We start from the raw sequence: 18044 nt of genomic DNA on the forward strand, positions 1-18044 counted from the left end.
TTTATAGGTTTCGCCTATCAAACAAACAGTAAAAACCCCGGAGAGCGTAAGCTCCCGGGGTTTCCGCGTCAAGCTATTAACGGCTGTAGAACTCGACGATTTGTTTCTCGTCGATCTCTTGGGAAAGCTCAGCGCGTTCTGGAAGACGAACGTATTTGCCTTCAACAGCTGTATCGTTGAATTCCAGGTAATTCGGCAGGTGATGACGGCCTTCGATCGCTTCTTTGATCGATTTCAGACCACGGCTGCGCTCGCGCAGACCGATTACGTCGCCAGTCGATACGGTGTAGGAAGCGATGTCGACTTTTTTACCGTTAACCGTTACGTGACCATGGGATACCAACTGACGTGCGCCTGCACGGGAGTTAGCGAAACCAAGACGGAACACGAGGTTGTCCAGGCGGCTTTCGAGAAGGACCATGAAGTTTTCACCGGAGATACCTTTCAGTTTAGCCGCTTTGTCGAACAAGTTGCGGAATTGCTTCTCGTTCAAGCCGTACATGTGACGCAGTTTTTGTTTTTCTTGCAATTGAACGCCATAACCGCTAAGCTTTTTGCGTTGGTTAGGACCGTGTTGGCCTGGAGGGAATGGACGTTTCAATTCTTTGCCAGTACCGCTCAGGGAAATACCGAGACGGCGGCTTAATTTAAATTTAGGACCTGTATAACGGGACATGAGTTGTGTAACTCCTTCAAAATTGTATTTTTGAGGATGGGGTTGTGTTTCGCCGAATACGCTCTATGCCCGAATTCTTCGAAGCCTGATAAACAGTTCAGCCGCTGGTATATCAGCGAACGTATTTCTGAGGGTGACACAAAACCGTACGCCCATGCATTCATTTATAGATAATATATGAAAATGCTTGCCTTTGTCAAGGCACCAGCGCTTGCCATTAACGGCACTGGATGCGGTTCGAAAGACCTAAAAGTTGGAATTTTGAGTAGTGCAATATTCTCAAAAATAAAGTATATTATAAATTGAAATAATAGTTTGATAGACTCGTCTCCTTTATATAGAGGGAAGGGCTGGGTGTTGCCGATGGCGGATCTATATAATAATCCACAGGCGATAGATGAAGCTGCCGCGCCAGCTCATCGGATTGAAGAGGATATGCGGACAATTTGGTTTGAGAATGAAGATATACAAGCAGCGGATGAACCGTACTTGCTGCCATTGCTGCAGGAGAGCTTCGCATGCTGGCGCAAGGATTCCGAAGAACAAGAGCTGCAAGTAGATGGACAGTTTGTATTATTTGATTTAAACGGCAACGTAATTGGTTCCGCAGGAACTATGGAGATAAATCATCAGGCGGAGATCCTTGCCGCCGCGCGGCAGGCTGCTGCCGCCGTTACCATGACGTCAGAAGCTGCGACGGAAGATGAGCAGACGCTGGAGGCTGCGGCCGTTCCCGTACTTACTCGATCGGATCGTCGTCCTTTTTGCGTCCTGGTTTATGTAACAGATTTTCCGAACGGATCTCAGGCCAAGGCGGTAGCGCAGCTAAGCGCGCTTCACTTCCGGACATGCTTTTACCGGAGGTTTGAGCAGCTGTACATCAAAGATCTGCTTCTGCAGCAAAAACGGACGGACAAGGAAGCAAGCAGGCGGGATGCCTTGTTTTTGGCGGCCAAAAGGCTGTATGACCAGTTCGACGTCACTTCGGTCTTGTCCGAAATGCTGAGCAGTCTGGAGCAATTATATCCGAATTCGGTTGCGCAATTGTATTTATCGCAGGATCATGTCAATGGCGATTCACGCGTCAAACCGCTTGTATTCAAGAATGCGGCGCATGATCTGGTAGCGAAGTCTTTTCTCGAAGGGAAGCTTGTGACCGAACAAGACAGGGATGGGACGAAACGACTTGCGGTACCCATGACGGGCAAGCAGGCTGCTTACGGCGTATTATGCTTAACGGTTGACGCTAGCGGCTGGGATGATGCGGATCTGCCGGCTTTCGTTTTGCTGGCCGATACAGCGGGCACGGCGTTTGAGAACGCGAAGCTGTACGAGCAGTCGAATCTTCTTATTAATGAACTAAGACTGATTAATGAGCTTACAAAAAGATTGAACCAGTCGCTCAAGCTGAAAGAAATTTTCAAATTTGCTTCGTCGGAGCTGCTCAGCGTATTTGATGCCGATTATTGCTGCGTGCTTCAGCTTAACAAAGAGAAGAATCAATTTGTCGTGATGGCAAGCAATATTCCCGCCATGTCGAGCGAGCATTTCTCGCCCGAATACGGGTTCTGCGGCATCGTGCACCGGACGAAGGAACCGCTTATCATTTCGGATTATTGGCATACGCGGGTTGTCAATTCCAAGCTGATGGACAATACGGGTGCACGCTCGCTTATCGCTACGCCAATCCTTGTCGATTCGGAAGTCGTTGGCGTCATTATGGTTGCCCATAAAAGCGCGAATTTCTTTTCCTATGACAATTACAAGCTGCTGCAGGTTATGTCTACGCATATCGGGCTGGCCATTACCAATGCATCGCTGCATGCCGAAGTTCGGAGAATGGTGATAACGGATAATTTGACGGGCCTGCACGCCCGCCATTATCTGAACGAGCAAATTCAAAGCCGTCAACGGAAGGATCCGCTTGGAGCGCTGATCCTTGTTGACATCGATCATTTCAAGCAAATCAACGATACGTTTGGCCATCAGGTTGGCGATCAGATTTTGGTGCAGGTCAGCAGCATTATCCGCAGCTCGATCAGGCAGGGGGATATTGCGGCGAGATGGGGCGGGGAGGAGTTAGCCGTCTATTTGCCGGGTATCCGTTCGGAACAGGCTTACCGGATTGCCGAACGGATCCGGACCCATGTGGAGGCTGAGACCCAGCCCGTCGTGACGGTATCCTGCGGTGTTTCCGAATGGACGTTTGAGAATGAGAAAATCAGCGTGGAATCGTTGTTCTATCGAGCCGATATGGCGCTGTATGAAGCAAAAAACAACGGCAGAAACCGGATTTATATCGGACAAGCCAATTGATTGTTACGAAGGACACCACCGGGGGTGTCCTTTTCTTTTTGGGTATGGACCGAATAAGTCGCTGTCCGTTCAGGGGACGATAAAGGTATGTGTAACGATTTAACGAAAGGTGTTGTGTTAAATGAAGACCTTAAAACATACTACACTTATTAGCACGCTGCTTGCGGTGCTTGCCCTGGCCGTAACCGGATGCTCGACCTCCAGCCGTCCGCCTGAGGAATGGCTTAACATGTCGATCTCCGGTCTTGCCGGCAAGGATCAATACGCGTTCTCCGGCCAGACGACCATCTACTCGGCGGAAGGCTGGGCTTACGCGCCCCGGACCTTTCAAGGACATATCGAGGAGCATACCAAACTGCATGCGCAAGGCGATGACGGACAAGATCTGGAATGGAGCCCGATTGAGGTGCTGAACAAAGTGAAAAACGCTCATAAAAAAGTAAACTTCATCGACGCGGCAACTACGGCGAACCAGGTTGCCCTGCATATTGAGCTGAACGATCAGGACGCCAACAAGCTCTGGATAGAGCAGCTTCAGGACGAGATGAACGCGCTGGCAGCCAAAGAACCGTTGGAAGAAGGGCCATACAAGCAAGCCTGGCTGAAGGAATTTAACGCATCCCGAAAACAGATGGACAAAATGCTGAAATCGCTGCAGGTCAAGGCCCAATATGAGGTGCTCATCGACAGAAACAGTCTCGTTCCGACGAAGCTGGAGGAGCATTCCGTCCTTAATTATTCGCTTTCCGGACAAGACAAGCAGGAAAAGCGCGATACAAGCGTTACCTTTAGTTCTTATAACGGAACAGGAACTGTTCAATAAGCATGCAACATGCTAATATGTTCGAAGGCTGTTTTTCCTAAAACAGCGCTCATAAGTAATGGAGGTTTGAGAAAGATGCGTGATGCAAGATTACAGAAGCTGGCGGCCAACCTTGCCGGCTACTCGATTGATGTACAACCCGGCGATAATGTCCTGATCGATTTGATCGGCCTTGAGCTGGAGCTGGGCAAATGCCTGATTGAAGAAGTAACGAAGCGCGGCGGGAGACCGTTTGTGGAGCTGAGCGACCGCTCGGTCCTGCGGACGATGCTGACGCATGCAACCAAGGAGCAAATCGAGCTTTGGGCGAAGCACGACCTTGAGCGCATGGAGCAAATGCAAGGCTATATCGGCGTGCGTTCAGGCTCGAACGTAAACGAGCTGTCCGATGTGCCAAAGGAAAAAATGCGTTTATATGAGCAATTATATACCCATCCCGTACATATGGAGGAGCGCGTTAAGCGGACGAAATGGGTCGTGCTCCGTTACCCGACTCCATCGATGGCGCAGCTGGCTAACATGAGCACGGAAGCGTTCGAGGATTTTTATTTCGACGTATGCAACCTGGATTATGCGAAAATGGACCGCGCCCAAGATCCGCTCCAGGCCTTGATGGCACGTACGGACAAAGTGCGGATCGTATCGCCGGGTACGGACTTAACGTTCTCTATTAAAGGCATCGGTGCGAAAAAATGCTCCGGCCAGCGCAATATTCCTGACGGCGAAGTATTCTCCGCGCCTGTCCGCGATTCGGTTAATGGCGTCATTACGTATAATTCGCCAAGCGTATATTCCGGAACGACGTTCCAGAATATCTCGTTTACGTTCGAGAATGGCAAGATCGTTAACGCTACCAGCAACGATACGAAGAAATTGAATGAGATTTTGGACAGCGATGAAGGGGCGCGTTATATCGGCGAATTCGCAATCGGCTTTAATCCGTATATTTTGCATCCGATGAATGATATTTTATTCGACGAGAAGATTGCGGGAAGCCTTCACTTTACGCCGGGTCAGGCGTACGAGGAAACCGATAACGGCAACCGTTCTTCCATTCATTGGGATTTAGTATTGATTCAACGTCCGGAATATGGCGGCGGAGAAATTTATTTCGATGATGTACTAATCCGCAAAGACGGCGTTTTCGTGCTGCCTGAGCTGGAAGGATTAAATTCCGAAAATTTGAAATAAATGAAAATGAAGCGTTTTTGAACTTTTCTCTTGATGGATGCTATATTTCGGGTTATCATGATGTCAAGGAAAGCTTTACTAATTAACTGGAGGGATTCCCCATGTCCAACAATGCAGCCATCGTAGAAATTTCTCAAGCGGCTAGCCAATTCCGCTCTTCAATCGTTCTGCAAGCCGACAACAAATATATCGATGTAAAGAGCATTCTTGGACTGTTTACGACGTTGGTAGGCGGCCACGCTTACGAGCTTCATGTTCATGGTCCTGATGCGGAAGAAGCGAAAGCAAAAATGGCAGAAATTTTCGCAAAACATAACTTGAATGTATCTGTAATTAGCGAATAGGACCGTATTGGTCACAAACAAAGCGTTTCTTCTTCTGAATCTGAAAAGAAGAAGCGCTTTTTTGTTTTGTCCTTGTGTATTGGCTCTTTTTCGTCTAATATAAAAGATATAGACGACGGCGGGTACACGCACAGGGGGGAAAACGATGTCTTCACCGGAAGTCACGGTTCAATTGCATGAGAAAGCGCTTCGTCTCCTAACGGAAGATGCGAGTAAAATAGAAAAACTTATCGAAGTTCAGATGGAGAACTTGACGACCCGTCAATGTCCGCTGTACGAGGAAGTTTTGGACACGCAAATGTATGGATTCTCGCGGGAGATTGACTTTGCTGTGCGCGCGGGATTGATTGCCGAGCAGAGCGGAAAAGAAATGTTAAGCCGCTTGGAACGCAACTTGGCCCAGTTGTATGAAGCGTTAAATAATAAAGAGTAGACTCCGTTTGGAGCCTACTCTTTTTTTGTTTTCTCAAACAAGATAGAAAGCAACGCCTAGTATGACATAAACCATAAGCAGCAGGAATCCTTCATACCAGTTGGTTGTGCCGTCTCGGGATACGGATTTCGCGATAAAGACGGATACGCCGATGGCCGTTAATTCGATTGGGGTGAAGATAATATCCATCGTATTCCCCATAAATACACTAACCAGAATCAGCACCGGAGCGACAAACAGAGCGATCTGTAAGCTGCTGCCGATGGCGATTTCGACTGCTGCGCCGATTTTGTTCTTGAGCGCCAGCATAACCGCTGCGCTATGCTCGGCTGCATTACCGATGATCGCAATAACGAACGCACCGACAAACAGCTGGGACAGGCCAAATTTTTCAGTAAAGCTGTCGAGAGTATGTACGAGCCATTCGCTGACGAACGCCACCATAATCGTCGCTACAATCAGCATGATAACGGAAACGCCTTTCGACCACATCGGCTCCTCGCCGTGATCGGCATTCATGACGTTATCAGCGAGAACATCTTTATGGGTAATCATCGAGAACACAAGCCACAGCAGGTAAGATACGATCAGAATGCAGGCAACCGTAATGCTGAGGAAATGGTCCTTATTAATCGTGAAGTGCTCTGCGCCAACGAAGACAGCGGGTACAAACAAACCGATAACAGCCATAATCATCAGCGTTGCGTTATGCTCGGCCAATTGGTTATTGAAAAACTGCTGTTTGAATTTAATGCCGCCCGCAAGAAGGCTAAGTCCAAGGACGAGAAGCAGGTTGCCAATAATGGAACCGGTGATACTCGCTTTAACCGTATCAAACAAGCCTTCTTTGACGAGGAAGATCGCAATGATCAGCTCAGCCGCGTTACCAAACGTGGCATTAAGAAACCCGCCAAGCCTTTGTCCGGCGTAATGGGCTACACTTTCCGTCGCTTTGCCGAGAAAGCCCGCTACAAAAACGACGGCGATAGCGGAAATGATAAATTGAAGCGTCATGTCCCAATGGGCGAAATGCCCGATTGCGCTCAAGAGGAACATAACAATTAATCCGCCGAAAAACAGTTTCTGTCTCACCAAATCCACCTCTTCAATTATGTAAGTCTAAAAAACATTATTAATCATAACGAAAAAAGGCAACCATGTAAACTTTTCCAAAAAAATATTACATAGGGCCTAACATAGAACAACTTCCTTCCTTGCTTCAAATTGAGCCATCCAGTACAATGATGGTATATGGCAAATTGAGGAGTGGAATAACATGAACGAGGACCTTCAAACAGGCATTATCCGTATTTCAGACGATGTAGTGGCAACGATTGCAGGACTCGCTGCGCTTGAGACTCCAGGCATTGCCGGAATGTCAGGCGGGATCTCCGAAGGACTGGCGAAGCGCCTTAGCGGTAAAAACGTGCAAAAAGGTGTATCCGTCGAAGTAGGCCAGCTTGAAGCGGCAATCGATCTTCGCATTATCGTTCATTACGGCATTCCGATTCAGGAGGTCTGCAGACAGCTGCAGCTTAACGTAAGGGAATCGGTTGAGAATATGACCGGTCTTAACGTTGTTGAAGTCAATGTAAAAGTAGAAGGCGTCGCCTTTAAAGAAGAGGAAACGTCGGAAGAACCGCAGCAACGTCTGAAATAAAATGCGGAGCTTACATAAAAAAGGCTGAACCGTTACTTTGACGGGTTCAGCCTTTTTTGGTTCAGTGATGATGACGTTTCGCTCGTTCCGGCTTGTCCTGCTTGTTGGCCTCCCGCGAGATGCTGAGAAGCACCCCGATACACATCAGACAGACTAGCAGGGAGGAGCCCCCGTAGCTGACGAAGGGAAGCGTGACGCCGGTCAGCGGAATTGCGCCGGTTACGCCGCCCACATTAACGAAGGCCTGGATTCCGAACAAGCCAACAATCCCGACTCCGACAATAGTCCCGTAGTGATCGGGGCAGCGAAGAGCAACGATAAGCGCCCGCCAGAGAAAGAGCAAGTAAAACAAGAGGAACAGGCTTGCGCCGATAAATCCCAGCTCCTCGGCAATGACGGAAAAGATAAAGTCATTATAAGGATAGTCCAAGTAATGCAGCTTTTGCACGCTTTCCCCGAACCCAGCTCCCGTTAAACCTCCGTGTCCAAGCGCCTGCAGGGAGGATACCAGCTGGAAGCCCGAGCCCTGTTGATCCGCCAGCGGATCGGAATAGGCTGTAAACCGAGCGATCCTGTAAGCCCAACCATCTGGATTTGTAGCCATGCCGATTGCGGCGAAAAGAACGGCGATGATACCGATTACGCCGCCTGACACGGCAACCTGCTTCAGGTTAGCCCCGCCTGCAATAATCATAATCCCCGCGCAAGAGGCAAGAACGAGACAGGATCCCAAATCCGGCTGCATCATGATTAGGAAGCAAATAAAGCCTACGATGATCAATACCGGAAGCAGGCCTTTCTTGAAATCCCGGAACTTCTCGCCCTTCTTGGTAATAAGAGCGCCTATATAGAGAATCATGGCAAGCTTGGCCATCTCCGTCGGCTGGATCCCCATGGTTCCGATTCGGAACCAGCTGCTCGCGCCGTTAAGCGAGCCAATGGTTGGTACAATCATCAGCATGATTATGACCGGTATGAATAGGAAGATAAATCCCCGTTTAAAGATCTGGTAAGGGAGATTCATCAGGAAAAGCATAGCAAAAATGCCGAGAACCGCCCAAATGAGCTGCCGCTTAGTAAAATACAACGCATCATTGTGGAATTTAGCCGAAGTCAGCGTAATGTTCGAGCTTGCGCTGAACACCATGACCAGTCCGAATCCAACCAGCAGCAGCGTTAAAATAAGGAGCAGAAAGTCCGGTCTGCCACGACTGCCATTCTGCTGTGTCTTCTTCATAGATTAGGCAAGCAGCTGTTTCAGCTTCTCGAGGCGTTGATTCGCAATCGCCATGATCGGCTGCGGAACCGGCGATTCGTATTCAAGGCCATGAGGGAATGTAGCTTTTCCGATATATACGTGTTCAATTGCAAGCACGGCATTGGGATTTTCCAGCTTGCCTTCAACGGCGCGGGTGTTGACGCGCAGGAAGTATTCCGAATTTGTTGCTGGATCTTCCAGCTTCAGATCGTATGTAGCGCGATAGTACTCCCACTGCCAACGTACAAAGCCAAGCTGCTCGGCAGACTCGTCCAGATGAGCCAGATCGCTTTGAAGGCCGTTAAGACCCGAGTTTTCAATAATCATCGTTATTTCCTCCTATAGTTGCTTGTGGAATGTATGGTTTATGCTGGCAAAGCCGAGTTTTGCTAAACGCGCAAAACTTATTTGTACATCTTTTCCCATGATAGTATGTTTCCCCAGTCAGCGCAAGACTTACTCTCCGCTATGACTATGCTTTCTCTATGCCGCATCGCGCCGTTCTGTTAGAATAGATGGAAATAAGTTTTGTCTGCAAGGTCATGGTTCAACAAAACTTTTAGGTGATGCTTACGAAGCAAGTTTTGTTTCACATCGCTTTGCGTTCAGTTTATAAACAAAACTTTTAGGAGGTGTGTCCAATGAAGACTAGCAGCTATATAAAAGAGCAGCTGCAGCGTCTTTACCCGGAAATGGTCCGGTGGCGCAGACATCTCCACCAGAATCCGGAGCTGTCTTTTCAAGAGGTGCATACATCCCGCTGGATTGCGGAGCAATTAAAATCGTTCGGCTGCGAGGTGCGCGAAGGCGTTGGCGGACATGGTCTGCTGGTTACGATAAAAGGGGAAATGCCGGGTCCGGTTATCGCGCTTCGCGCGGATATCGACGCACTTCCGATCCAGGACGAGAAGGAGTGCGAATACCGGTCCAAGGTTCCCGGCGTGATGCATGCCTGCGGGCATGACGGGCATACGTCGGCATTGCTTGCGGTAGCGAGTTACTACCAGCAGCATAAGACAGAGCTGGCAGGCGAGCGCCGGCTGATTTTCCAGCCAGCCGAGGAGCAGACGCCGGGCGGCGCGATCCGCATGATTGAAGACGGGGCCTTGGACGGCGTAGACGCCATATACGGGGTGCACTTGTGGTCGCCGATTCCGTTCGGTCAGACTGCAACCAAGCCGGGACCTTTTATGGCTGCGGCAGATGAATTCACTTTGGAAATTATCGGACTAGGCGGACATGGCGGCATGCCGCACAAGACAGTAGATACAATCGTTATCGGCTCCGCTCTTGTGCAGGCGGTTCAATCCATTGTTGGCCGCAACGTTGATCCGTTGAAGCCAGCGGTCGTTACGATCGGCTCCTTCCAAGCCGGAACGACCAATAACGTCATTGCGGAGCGCTGCGCGATGAAAGGGACGGTCCGTACATTTGACGAGGAATCCCGAAAGCTTACGCATGAAAGACTTGAGCAGCTTGTTAACCATACCTGCAGCATGTACGGAGCGAAATACGACTACCATATGCGTATCGGCTATCCCCCCGTCGTCAATGACGAGCAGGAGGCCGGAAGATTCTTCCGGGTATCCGGCGAGCTGTTTGGCGCCGAGAATACCCTCCGCTCGGAAGCGATGATGGTCGCGGAGGACTTCTCGTATTATTTGGAGAAGGTTCCGGGATGCTTTATGTTTGTTGGAGCGGGAAACGAGGAGACGGGAGTCGTATACGCCCATCACCATCCGCGGTTTGATATCGATGAACGTGCGATGCTCCATTCAGCCCAGCTGCTTATACAAATGGCGGAAGATTTTGCGGCAGAATGACAAGGCTTCCGGCTGGTCATCCTAATATGGCAGAATTCGATTAGGAGGTTAGTCCGTCTTGAATAAAACGATCAAAGAGGTTATGTCTTCGCCGTGCATTACAGCAACTTTACAGGATAACGTATATGAGCTTGCCGTTTTAATGAAAAAGCATGATATCGGATTTATTCCAATTGTAGAGGGGTCAAAGCTGATTGGCGCCGTAACGGACCGCGATCTTGTCGTCCGCGGCTATGCGGATAAGCATTCCGGCTCGACGGCCGTCGAGAAAGTCATGACAACCGATGTGCTGACCATTGAACCGGACACAACCATGGATGAAGCGGCAGAGCTGATGGCCAAGCATAAAATACGCCGTCTTCCCGTCGTAGAAAACGGTCGGTTGATTGGCGTTGTCGCAATTGGTGATCTGGCTGTGCGGGATGCCTTTATTCATGAGGCGGGCGCTGCGCTCAATGAAATATCGGAGCACGTGCATTAGATGAAATAACGGGATTCTTTCGGGGCGGATGCCTTGAAAGGGTCCCGTTTTTCGTATAAAAAGATGGATATTTTTACATACTGGGAGGTGAATGCTTACCGCTATGAACGACGGGGGGATCATATGTTGGAACGACAGGATGGACCTTTAATTATTCAGTCGGATATGACGGTGCTGCTCGATTACGAGCATCCTTTATCGGAGGAAGCCCGCAGGAAGCTGATCTTGTTCGCCGAGCTCGTGAAACGTCCCGGAAATTGGCATACGTATAAAATGTCCTCTTTATCCTTGTGGAACGCTGCTTCTACCGGCATGGATGCGGCAACGGTCATCGAATCCCTAAGAAAATATGCCAGATACGGGATGCCTGGAGTATTGGAGACGAATATCCGCACACTAATGGAGCGGTACGGCAAGCTTCGCCTGGAATTAAACGAGCGCCTTCTCCTGTTATACGGAGACGAATCGCTGCTGGCAGAGCTCGCGGGGCACCCGGCCATTCTGGAATGTCTGAAGGAGCGCGGAAGCGACGGCTCTTGGGAGGTTAATCCGGAATACAGGGGCCAGCTTAAGCAGGAATTAATCCGGCTCGGATACCCTGTCATCGATTTGGCTGGCTATCATGCGGGCGAGGCTTTATCCGTGTCGCTTAGACCTGTAACGCTGGATGGCAAACCTTTCGGATTAAGGGATTATCAGCGGCAGGCGGTTGATGTTTTTTATAAGGAAGGAACGATTCAAGGAGGCAGCGGCGTTATCGTTCTGCCATGCGGAGCGGGTAAAACGATCGTTGGCATTGCAGCCTTGGCCAGACTGAACAGCGCTGCGCTTATTCTTACCTCCAACGCAACCAGCGTACAGCAATGGAAGGAAGAGCTGCTGGACAAGACAACCCTTCAGCCTTCGGAGGTCGGCGAATATACGGGCGCCTCGAAGGAGGTCCGTCCGGTAACGATTGCGACGTATCAAATTCTAACCCACCGGAAGTCGAAAAAAGATTCCTTCCGTCACATGAAGCTGTTTTCCGAGCGCGACTGGGGACTCATTATATACGACGAGGTGCATTTGCTGCCGGCGCCGGTATTCCGAATGACAGCCGACATCCAGGCCACCAGAAGGCTTGGATTGACCGCAACGCTGGTTCGGGAGGACGGATGCGAAGAGGATGTTTTTTCTCTGATCGGGCCCAAGCAGTTCGAGCTGCAATGGAAAACAGTCGAAGCGGAGGGGCATATCGCATCCGTAAAATGCACGGAAATCCGCGTGCCGATGGATCAAGGCATATCCGAGCTGTACCATTCCGCCGAGAAGCGTTCGAAGCTGCGCCTTGCGGCGGAGAACCCGGGCAAGGTTCCAATTGTGCGCGAGCTATTGGAACGGCATGTAGGGACGCCTACGCTTATTATCGGTCAATACCTTGACCAGCTTCATTCCATTGCCGACTCGTTAGACGTGCCTGTCATCACCGGAGAATTGCCGCAGAATGAACGCCGGAGTTTATACGAACAGTTTAAGTCGGGGGATGTGCCCGTTCTGGCGGTATCCAAGGTGGCGAATTTTGCGGTTGACCTGCCGGATGCGGCCGTCGCTATTCAAATTTCGGGAAGCTATGGCTCAAGGCAGGAGGAAGCGCAGCGGATTGGCCGGATTTTGCGTCCGAAGGAAGGCCGGAACGAAGCCTGGTTTTATACGATCGTGACCGATGATACCAGCGAAACGGAATATGCCGCAAGGCGTCAAATGTTCCTGCTTGAGCAAGGCTACCAATACGAACTTGAAAAACATTAGCAAAGGGAGTAATTCCTCATGTTTGTACAAGAATGGTCGGAGAAACTGACGAGCCGCGTGAAGCGGCAATTCATGATGTCTCCCCTCTGGACCGGTGCGGCAGGCCGTGGATTGAAATGGGAGGAGGCCGTACTGGACAGGTTATCCATTCAAGAAGCGGTGGACCAAATGGACGAAGCAAGCGCCGCGGTCCTGCGGGCATTTTATAATTGCTTTGGTGCCGGTCCCGTCTCGGAGGAGCGGTTTTTTTCATTGCGGCAAAGATTCTCGGGTGCCGAGTTCCGTTACGGCCTGATCCAATTGCAAAATGCGGGCTTGGTGTTTGCGCTTCGTCAAGGCTGGGGGGAGCGGCTGTACGCGATGCCAAGCGATTGTTTTATGCTGTGGCATCCCTATTTGTTCCCGATTGGTCAGCTGCCGGAAGCTGATCGGATGAGCGTATGGGAGCAGCGGCAGGAGGATATGGCTCTTCAGCCACTAGGCAGGCAGCTGCTGGCCGTTTGGGCGGAGCTTGCACGCAACGGTTCAGGGCTGACGGCGAAAGGAGTCCTGCCGAAGAAAACAACCGCAAAGCTGATGCAGGCTGCGTCCGTTACGGATTCGGATCTTCTTCAGGCCGGCTGGCAGCAGGAAGAGACGGATCCTTATAATCCTGCCGTATCTTTCATGCTGAAGCTTAGCGGACAATTAGGTGTATTGGTGAATGAAAAGAAGCTGCTAAGGTGGGAAACGCAGACGCTTGCCGCATGGTTCTCGAAGGAGGAGCTTTTTCGGGAGGCTTTGTTATTCCAGTGGTGTCTGAATGAGCTTCTGTATAAAAAGCCTGCCATGTGGCATGTCATGGCGCTTTTGACCCGGCTTGAGCCGGGGATCTGGTATTCGGATGCGGCTCTTTCGGACCAGCTTTGCCAGCTTGACTTGCAAGGCATGGAGTGGGACCAGAGCCGCAATGCCTGTTTGAAGCTGCTGCGCGGCTTTGGATGGATGGAGCTCGCATGGGCGGGAGAGAACAAAATGCTCCGGTGGACGATAATGCCGCAATTACTTTATCAGAAGCAACGTCCGCCAGAAAGGCCTGAGCCCATTATGATTGAACCTAACGGCGATCTGCTTGTTCCTCCGGGCTGTCCTTACCGAATCCGATGGGAACTGGAGCTTGTGGCAGAGCGGAAGAGTGACGATTATATGTCCGTATGGCAATTAACGCGAAGCTCGATAGAACGGGCTATTGCTCACGGACGAAGCGTTGCTTCCATTATGGCCCTTTTGCAATCGGCTTCCGGTGGAACGCCTATCTCGCCATTGCTTGCATCAAGTTTGACGGACTGGGGAAAACAAACGGAAGCGGATAAGAAGCCGCTCGCGGACGCGTATCCCGAATTGTCGCTTGAGTATCCATCAGCAGAATTTGGGTTCCCCTTGCGTTCTTCCGAACGAGAGTTTACGGGCTGCGAGCTTATGAATCATGAGGATTTCAGGATTGAACGGTTTCTGCCCGAGCTTGAGCGGGTACCTATAAATTGGATGCAGCAGTTCAGGTCCTATCATCATTCCACGCGCCTTGAGATTCTGGAAAGGGCATTGAGCTGGCAGGCGCCGGTCCAATTAAGGATGAACGACAACACCGTGGCATTCGTGCCTGCCAGACTGGAGAGAAGCGGGAACGGCTGGACCGTCACCGGCGTGCTGCGGGAAGCGGAGACGCACCGCGAAGTATGCCTGTCCCCGGAAATGTGGGAAGGGATGAAGCTGGTTGCGCCGGGAGTCAGTGGATTTGTGTAAAATTGTATCTATTCCTTGAATGATTATGATATGATAGATTCTAAGCAAGGTAAAAGAAAAGAGGGTGAACAAATGCCAACGACCACAGTTCTGCCCTATGATGGTGCAAGCGGCGTTTCTTCGCTGGATATGGCATCGCTGTTGATGTGCGCCTACGAGCTGGGTGATTTTATTAACCAATCGGCGGAAGTTGCCGATTATCTATATTGGAAAGAAGCTGTGCAAAAGGACGAGCAGGTAAAGCTGCTGTCCAAGCAATTCGCCAAAGCGAAAGAGCTGTTCTCGGAATGCGAGCGATTCGGCAGATTCCATCCGGATTACCATGCAGCTAAGGATAAAGTGAAGCAAATCGAGAAAGAGCTGGACCAGATAGAAGCGGTCAAACGGTTCAAGACGGCGGAGCAGCTCGTAGATACGATGCTGTATGACGTATCCCGCATGATTGCGGAATCGGTATCCGATACCATTAAGGTGCCGGGCAATGAAGGGAAAACGGGCGGCTGCGGAGGCGGCGGATCCTGCAGCTGCGGAAGCGGCGGCTGCGGATAAACCTTTGCTTGATTCGACTCGACGGAGGGAATAGATGTTGTTACCGGAACGGACAGGTTATATCATATGGGTGAGCGATCTGAAAGCGGCCAGAACGCTGGAAAAGTACGGAACCGTTCATTATATGTCGCGCAAGATGCATTATGTCGTGATCTATATGAACGCAGAGCGCGCGGAGGAAGCGGTAAAGACAATAAGCCGACTGCCGTTCGTGCGCAAGGTTGAACGATCTTACCGCAACGAATTAAAGACGGAATATACGAAAGATGCCGAGGATAAGACCAGATTCTACAGCATGTAGAACTAGAATTTCATAAGCTATGAACATTTATGAAATTCAAGCAAGGAAGTTAATAATAATTAAATAAAATTGCGGGAAGATCGCTGGTACACAGAGAGACCATTGTACGGCGATCTTCTTTCTTTTATAAAGTTTTACAAATAATTACATTTATGGGCTGAGTTTATTTTATTGTTGAAATCTCGGACAATCATGGTTAAAATATCCTTATACATAAAAGTGGTAAAAAAGACCTGGTTCCTAAGATGGGGGTGTGGTGACGATGAAGGACAAAACGACTAGAAGATGGAGTACATATGAGACTTTTTATATCGAATTGGGCGATAAGAAAGTGGCGGACATCGTTATTACAAACCATGCCAGGAGCCGTTGGGTGGATCGGGTTGAAAGTGAGAGGACGGGATACGAGGATATCGCCGAATTCTTATGGGAATGCCTGAAGCAAGGACGAATTGAGCCTTATTACCGGAAAGAAGAGGATGTTTACCTGATTGATGACGATCTGGTGTTTGTTGCTGAATTTGCTCCATCGGAAACAGACATTGATCTGCTTGGCAATCCGCTGCACAAGATGATTGTAGTAACCTTTTTGGGACGCATGTCGGAGACGATCGAATTGCGGGATTTGAAATCATATTATTCATGGCTTCGTCACTCCAGAAGAATGACCTTGGTGAAAAACAGCCGAAAAAGGAAATAATCGAAGAAACGCTGGCGCAGCATCCTTTCGAAGGGTGCTGCGCTTTTTTGCGTGCATTTGTAGTATAATAACCGCTAAGAAGAGAGGATGGTCGGACAGATGGCGCTTAATTTTCATCAATTGCATATTTTTTATACGGTAGCGGAACGGGGCAGCTTCTCGGCGGCCGCCCAGTCGCTGCATATGACTCAGCCGGCCGTAACGATGCAGGTGCAGTCGCTGGAGGACTATTTCGGGACAAAGCTGCTGCAGCGGTCTACCAAACGGATCGACTTGACGGAAGCGGGAAAAGCGTTGATGCCTTACGCCCGGAGAAGCATCGAGCTGATCCGCGATACCGATCAAGCGATGTCGGCGTTTACCAAGCAGCTTAAGGGGCGGCTTCAGCTTGGCGCCAGCTTGACGATTGGAGAATACATTTTGCCGCGCCTGCTTGGTCCGTTCGGGCAGACGTTTCCGGAAATATCGATCAGCATGAAGGTGATGAATACCGCTCAAATCATTGAAGAGATTATAAATCATCAATTGACCTTTGGGTTGATCGAAGCTCCCGTTAATCACCCGGATATGCAGATGGAGGCGGTTATGAGCGACGAGCTCAAGCTGATTGTCCCAAAAGACCATCCTTTGTCGAAGCGGCCGACGGTTCTGCTGGATGAAGTGGCGGATTATCCTTTTGTCGTCCGCGAACAGGGCTCCGGTACGCGATTAGTAATGGAGGAGCAGCTAAAACGGAAAAAAATCGATCCGGCCGACCTGAAGATTGTGATGGAGCTCGGCAGTACAGGGGCGGTGAAGTCGGCCGTAGAAGCCGGTCTCGGCGTTTCCTTTGTCTCCGAATCTTCGGTGAAGCATGAGGTGGCGCTTGGGCTTCTCCATGTGATTCCGATTGAAGATACCCGGTTCAAACGGCAGTTCTACTCGATTTATTTGAAATCCACGCTTTTGCCGATCTCGGCGGTTACGTTCCTCACCTTTTTAAGAGAGAAGGATTTGCAGCAATGGTTATAGGAAAAGCGGATTTGCACAATCACACGACCGCCTCGGACGGCACGATGCCGCCAGCCGCCGTTGTTGCCCGCGCGAAGGCGGCAGGTCTAGCGGCTGTTGCGATCACCGATCACGATACGATGGCAGGAGTCGAGGAAGCGCTTGCGGAAGGACGGAAGCTGGGGATTACCGTCGTTCCCGGCGCAGAGCTGAGCACGGTTGCCGACGGGCGAGACATTCACGTGCTGGCCTACTATCCGGACTGGGAGAATGAGCTCTGGCAGGAGCGGCTTGCCGGGCTTCGGGCGACACGCGGCGCGCGCAACGAGATGATTGTCGAACGTCTAACTCAGCTCGGGATTCCCGTTAAGATGCAAGAGGTCGAGCATATCGCTGCCGAGCAGGCTTTGGCAGGAGGCGGCAAAGGCAAAGGGAAAACGATTGGCCGTCCGCATATTGCGGAGCTTCTGATCCGGAAAGGTGCCGTTTCCACGATGGCGGAAGCATTCGAGCGGTATCTGGGGGAAGGCGGCGCCGCATACGTGAATCCTCCGCGTCTCCATCCATTTGAGGCGATCGAATGGATTCGGGAAGCGGGCGGGACAAGCGTGATCGCGCATCCGGGTTTGTATGGCCGGGACGATCTGGTCGAGCAGCTCATCGGGAAGGGCGCTCAAGGGATCGAAGTATACCATTCCGACCACGGAACGGAAGAAGAGCAGCGTTACGCAGGGCTGGCGAGGAAACACGGACTCATTATAACCGGGGGCTCGGACTTCCACGGGGAGCGTCAGGGCGAGGTGTTCCATGGCGAGATCGGCAGCAAAACCGTAGACGTCTCCGTACTGGAACAGCTTCGAAAGAACAGATAGCTTTGACGAAAAATAGCGGTGCAGGGAGATGATATCCCTTACGCCGCTATTTTTTAA

The 18044-nt window shown here is 50.5% G+C and carries 19 protein-coding genes; 15 read left to right on the forward strand and 4 right to left on the reverse strand.

Annotated elements, in window-relative coordinates:
• Positions 1-76: 76 nt before the first annotated feature.
• On the reverse strand, positions 77-676 hold the full coding sequence (gene rpsD / locus FHT67_RS09700) for a 30S ribosomal protein S4 (RefSeq protein ID WP_132306125.1): 600 nt from the start codon (positions 674-676) through the stop codon (positions 77-79).
• Between the two features lie 363 nt (positions 677-1039).
• Here rpsD and FHT67_RS09705 point away from each other — a divergent pair, with 363 nt between their 5' ends.
• The 5 genes from FHT67_RS09705 to FHT67_RS09725 all read left to right on the forward strand — a co-directional run bounded on the left by FHT67_RS09705 (position 1040) and on the right by FHT67_RS09725 (position 5783).
• Positions 1040-2992: a diguanylate cyclase gene (locus tag FHT67_RS09705; RefSeq protein ID WP_208403208.1), complete on the forward strand. Its 1953-nt coding sequence runs from the start codon at positions 1040-1042 to the stop codon at positions 2990-2992.
• A gap of 121 nt (positions 2993-3113) precedes the next feature.
• Entirely contained in the window at positions 3114-3815 is a 702-nt protein-coding gene (locus FHT67_RS09710; RefSeq protein WP_132306121.1) for a hypothetical protein, read from the forward strand.
• A 75-nt stretch (positions 3816-3890) separates the two neighbouring features.
• The gene (locus FHT67_RS09715) at positions 3891-5006 is read left to right on the forward strand and encodes an aminopeptidase (protein WP_132306119.1); all 1116 of its coding nucleotides are present in this window, start codon (positions 3891-3893) and stop codon (positions 5004-5006) included.
• 101 nt (positions 5007-5107) lie between these two features.
• On the forward strand, positions 5108-5350 hold the full coding sequence (locus tag FHT67_RS09720; RefSeq protein ID WP_015845356.1) for an HPr family phosphocarrier protein: 243 nt from the start codon (positions 5108-5110) through the stop codon (positions 5348-5350).
• Between the two features lie 145 nt (positions 5351-5495).
• Positions 5496-5783, forward strand: a complete 288-nt coding sequence (locus FHT67_RS09725; protein WP_127493480.1) for an Fpa/YlaN family protein — start codon at positions 5496-5498, stop codon at positions 5781-5783.
• A gap of 33 nt (positions 5784-5816) precedes the next feature.
• Here the strand turns inward: FHT67_RS09725 and cax are convergent, their stop codons facing one another.
• Positions 5817-6875, reverse strand: a complete 1059-nt coding sequence (cax, locus tag FHT67_RS09730) for a calcium/proton exchanger (RefSeq protein WP_132306117.1) — start codon at positions 6873-6875, stop codon at positions 5817-5819.
• A 184-nt stretch (positions 6876-7059) separates the two neighbouring features.
• Between cax and FHT67_RS09735 the strand changes: the two genes are divergently transcribed.
• Positions 7060-7443 (forward strand): Asp23/Gls24 family envelope stress response protein, encoded by a 384-nt coding sequence (locus FHT67_RS09735; RefSeq protein WP_132306115.1) that lies wholly within the window; start codon positions 7060-7062, stop codon positions 7441-7443.
• Positions 7444-7504: 61 nt separating this feature from the next.
• Here the strand turns inward: FHT67_RS09735 and ftsW are convergent, their stop codons facing one another.
• Positions 7505-8680: a putative lipid II flippase FtsW gene (ftsW, locus tag FHT67_RS09740; RefSeq protein ID WP_132306113.1), complete on the reverse strand. Its 1176-nt coding sequence runs from the start codon at positions 8678-8680 to the stop codon at positions 7505-7507.
• A gap of 3 nt (positions 8681-8683) precedes the next feature.
• On the reverse strand, positions 8684-9028 hold the full coding sequence (locus tag FHT67_RS09745) for a YugN family protein (RefSeq protein ID WP_167197679.1): 345 nt from the start codon (positions 9026-9028) through the stop codon (positions 8684-8686).
• Between the two features lie 314 nt (positions 9029-9342).
• Between FHT67_RS09745 and FHT67_RS09750 the strand changes: the two genes are divergently transcribed.
• The 9 genes from FHT67_RS09750 to FHT67_RS09790 all read left to right on the forward strand — a co-directional run bounded on the left by FHT67_RS09750 (position 9343) and on the right by FHT67_RS09790 (position 17987).
• On the forward strand, positions 9343-10524 hold the full coding sequence (locus tag FHT67_RS09750) for a M20 metallopeptidase family protein (protein ID WP_132306109.1): 1182 nt from the start codon (positions 9343-9345) through the stop codon (positions 10522-10524).
• 58 nt (positions 10525-10582) lie between these two features.
• Positions 10583-11005: a CBS domain-containing protein gene (locus FHT67_RS09755; RefSeq protein ID WP_207918120.1), complete on the forward strand. Its 423-nt coding sequence runs from the start codon at positions 10583-10585 to the stop codon at positions 11003-11005.
• Between the two features lie 123 nt (positions 11006-11128).
• Complete coding sequence (locus tag FHT67_RS09760; RefSeq protein ID WP_167197682.1) at positions 11129-12793, forward strand: DNA repair helicase XPB; 1665 nt, start codon at positions 11129-11131, stop codon at positions 12791-12793.
• An 18-nt stretch (positions 12794-12811) separates the two neighbouring features.
• Entirely contained in the window at positions 12812-14575 is a 1764-nt protein-coding gene (locus FHT67_RS09765; RefSeq protein ID WP_167197685.1) for a helicase-associated domain-containing protein, read from the forward strand.
• A gap of 72 nt (positions 14576-14647) precedes the next feature.
• Entirely contained in the window at positions 14648-15124 is a 477-nt protein-coding gene (locus tag FHT67_RS09770) for a YlbF/YmcA family competence regulator (protein WP_132306103.1), read from the forward strand.
• 37 nt (positions 15125-15161) lie between these two features.
• On the forward strand, positions 15162-15425 hold the full coding sequence (locus FHT67_RS09775; RefSeq protein ID WP_041614405.1) for a YlbG family protein: 264 nt from the start codon (positions 15162-15164) through the stop codon (positions 15423-15425).
• A gap of 262 nt (positions 15426-15687) precedes the next feature.
• A complete protein-coding gene (locus FHT67_RS09780) occupies positions 15688-16125 on the forward strand; it encodes a hypothetical protein (protein ID WP_132306101.1) in 438 nt (145 codons plus the stop codon).
• A gap of 99 nt (positions 16126-16224) precedes the next feature.
• Positions 16225-17136 carry a selenium metabolism-associated LysR family transcriptional regulator gene (locus FHT67_RS09785; RefSeq protein WP_132306099.1) on the forward strand — a complete coding sequence of 304 codons (912 nt, stop codon included), beginning with the start codon at positions 16225-16227 and terminating at the stop codon, positions 17134-17136.
• The gene (locus FHT67_RS09790) at positions 17127-17987 is read left to right on the forward strand and encodes a PHP domain-containing protein (protein WP_167197688.1); all 861 of its coding nucleotides are present in this window, start codon (positions 17127-17129) and stop codon (positions 17985-17987) included. Before FHT67_RS09785 ends, FHT67_RS09790 begins: the two co-directional genes overlap by 10 nt.
• Positions 17988-18044 lie beyond the last annotated feature (57 nt).

The sequence above is a fragment of the Paenibacillus sp. BK720 genome, assembly GCF_011761545.1.
GTDB lineage: Bacteria > Bacillota > Bacilli > Paenibacillales > Paenibacillaceae > Pristimantibacillus.

Bases quoted from the DNA above. Each gene is read 5' to 3' on its own strand.
- FHT67_RS09725 (WP_127493480.1), top strand. From the start codon at position 5,496: ATGTCTTCACCGGAAGTCACGGTTCAATTGCATGAGAAAGCGCTTCGT.
- FHT67_RS09720 (WP_015845356.1), top strand. From the start codon at position 5,108: ATGTCCAACAATGCAGCCATCGTAGAAATTTCTCAAGCGGCTAGCCAA.
- FHT67_RS09705 (WP_208403208.1), top strand. From the start codon at position 1,040: ATGGCGGATCTATATAATAATCCACAGGCGATAGATGAAGCTGCCGCG.
- ftsW (WP_132306113.1), bottom strand. From the start codon at position 8,680: ATGAAGAAGACACAGCAGAATGGCAGTCGTGGCAGACCGGACTTTCTG.
- FHT67_RS09750 (WP_132306109.1), top strand. From the start codon at position 9,343: ATGAAGACTAGCAGCTATATAAAAGAGCAGCTGCAGCGTCTTTACCCG.
- FHT67_RS09780 (WP_132306101.1), top strand. From the start codon at position 15,688: ATGAAGGACAAAACGACTAGAAGATGGAGTACATATGAGACTTTTTAT.
- FHT67_RS09760 (WP_167197682.1), top strand. From the start codon at position 11,129: ATGTTGGAACGACAGGATGGACCTTTAATTATTCAGTCGGATATGACG.
- FHT67_RS09710 (WP_132306121.1), top strand. From the start codon at position 3,114: ATGAAGACCTTAAAACATACTACACTTATTAGCACGCTGCTTGCGGTG.
- FHT67_RS09735 (WP_132306115.1), top strand. From the start codon at position 7,060: ATGAACGAGGACCTTCAAACAGGCATTATCCGTATTTCAGACGATGTA.
- FHT67_RS09770 (WP_132306103.1), top strand. From the start codon at position 14,648: ATGCCAACGACCACAGTTCTGCCCTATGATGGTGCAAGCGGCGTTTCT.
- FHT67_RS09790 (WP_167197688.1), top strand. From the start codon at position 17,127: ATGGTTATAGGAAAAGCGGATTTGCACAATCACACGACCGCCTCGGAC.
- rpsD (WP_132306125.1), bottom strand. From the start codon at position 676: ATGTCCCGTTATACAGGTCCTAAATTTAAATTAAGCCGCCGTCTCGGT.
- FHT67_RS09745 (WP_167197679.1), bottom strand. From the start codon at position 9,028: ATGATTATTGAAAACTCGGGTCTTAACGGCCTTCAAAGCGATCTGGCT.
- FHT67_RS09785 (WP_132306099.1), top strand. From the start codon at position 16,225: ATGGCGCTTAATTTTCATCAATTGCATATTTTTTATACGGTAGCGGAA.
- FHT67_RS09765 (WP_167197685.1), top strand. From the start codon at position 12,812: ATGTTTGTACAAGAATGGTCGGAGAAACTGACGAGCCGCGTGAAGCGG.
- FHT67_RS09715 (WP_132306119.1), top strand. From the start codon at position 3,891: ATGCGTGATGCAAGATTACAGAAGCTGGCGGCCAACCTTGCCGGCTAC.